This window comes from uncultured Nonlabens sp. (genome assembly GCF_947495285.1).
Lineage (GTDB): Bacteria > Bacteroidota > Bacteroidia > Flavobacteriales > Flavobacteriaceae > Nonlabens.
The window spans coordinates 1-1,630 of sequence record NZ_CANLXZ010000067.1; the positions used below are offsets into that span (position 1 = coordinate 1).

Genomic DNA, 1,630 nt, shown 5'->3' on the forward strand with positions numbered 1-1,630 from the left:
ACGTATATAGAATGCTCCCCTACCACTCTTTCGAATTCATAGCTTCGGTAGTATATTTATGCCCGATTATTATCCATGCCGTACCGCTCGACTAGTGAGCTGTTACGCACTCTTTAAATGAATGGCTGCTTCCAAGCCAACATCCTAGCTGTCAATGCAGTACAACCTCGTTTATTCAACTTAATATACATTTTGGGACCTTAGCTGATGATCTGGGTTCTTTCCCTTTCGGACATGGACCTTAGCACCCATGCCCTCACTGCTAATCACTATTTTATAGCATTCGGAGTTTGTCAGGAATTGGTAGGCGGTGAAGCCCCCGCATCCAATCAGTAGCTCTACCTCTATAAAACTTAATTAACGCTGCACCTAAATGCATTTCGGGGAGTACGAGCTATTTCCGAGTTTGATTGGCCTTTCACCCCTACCCACAGGTCATCCGAAGACTTTTCAACGTCAACCGGTTCGGGCCTCCACTATGTGTTACCACAGCTTCACCCTGCCCATGGGTAGATCACACGGTTTCGCGTCTACCACTGCTAACTATACGCCCTATTCAGACTCGCTTTCGCTACGGCTACAGATCTGAAATCCTTAACCTTGCTAACAACGGTAACTCGTAGGCTCATTATGCAAAAGGCACGCCGTCACCCAATTAATGGGCTCCGACCGCTTGTAAGCGTATGGTTTCAGGATCTATTTCACTCCCTTATTCAGGGTACTTTTCACCTTTCCCTCACGGTACTAGTTCACTATCGGTCTCTCAGGAGTATTTAGCCTTAGCGGATGGTCCCGCTTGATTCATACAGGGTTTCACGTGCCCCGCACTACTCAGGATACCGTTATTAATAATGCAACTTACCAGTACAGGACTATCACCCTCTTTGGTTTCTCTTTCCAGAGAATTCCTATTCATTACACATTAAACATTACGGTCCTACAACCCCAATTATGCCGTAACATAATTGGTTTGGGCTATTCCACGTTCGCTCGCCACTACTAGCGGAATCACTTTTGTTTTCTCTTCCTCTGGCTACTTAGATGTTTCAGTTCACCAGGTTTGCTTCCTTTCGGATGATATATCTTCAATATAACAGGTTGCCCCATTCGGAAATTTGCGGATCTAATCATATGTGCTGATCCCCGCAACTTATCGCAGCTTATCACGTCCTTCATCGCCTCTGAGAGCCTAGGCATTCCCCATACGCCCTTAATTTGCTTATGATATTCTTTCTTATACTGCAACGATACAGATATAAGAGCCTAATTATTTTACTATAATAATATAGATACTTACGTATCTACGTTACTCGTTTAATCTTTTCAATATGTCAATGAACGGTTATGACCGAAGTCAATAGTGGAGAATATCGGAGTCGAACCGATGACCTCCTGCGTGCAAGGCAGGCGCTCTAGCCAGCTGAGCTAATCCCCCATAATTTGAAATTAAGAATGTCAATCCAAAATATCTAATAAGGCGTTTTGAATGCTCAACGTCTAAAATTTCCTTTACAATTTAAATGAACTAAAATGATAAATCATTCTTTGTAGTCTCAGGCAGACTCGAACTGCCGACCTCTACATTATCAGTGTAGCGCTCTAACCAGCTGAGCTATGAGACTGTAACTCC

Annotated in this window: 2 tRNA genes and 1 rRNA gene; all 3 read right to left on the bottom strand. The window is 43.6% G+C overall.

Annotated elements, in window-relative coordinates:
* Positions 1-1,224, bottom strand: a 23S ribosomal RNA gene (locus Q0838_RS14145); the annotation flags it as partial.
* A 137-nt stretch (positions 1,225-1,361) separates the two neighbouring features.
* Positions 1,362-1,435, bottom strand: a tRNA-Ala gene (locus tag Q0838_RS14150).
* Between the two features lie 113 nt (positions 1,436-1,548).
* Positions 1,549-1,622, bottom strand: a tRNA-Ile gene (locus Q0838_RS14155).
* Between the last annotated feature and the right edge of the window lie 8 nt (positions 1,623-1,630).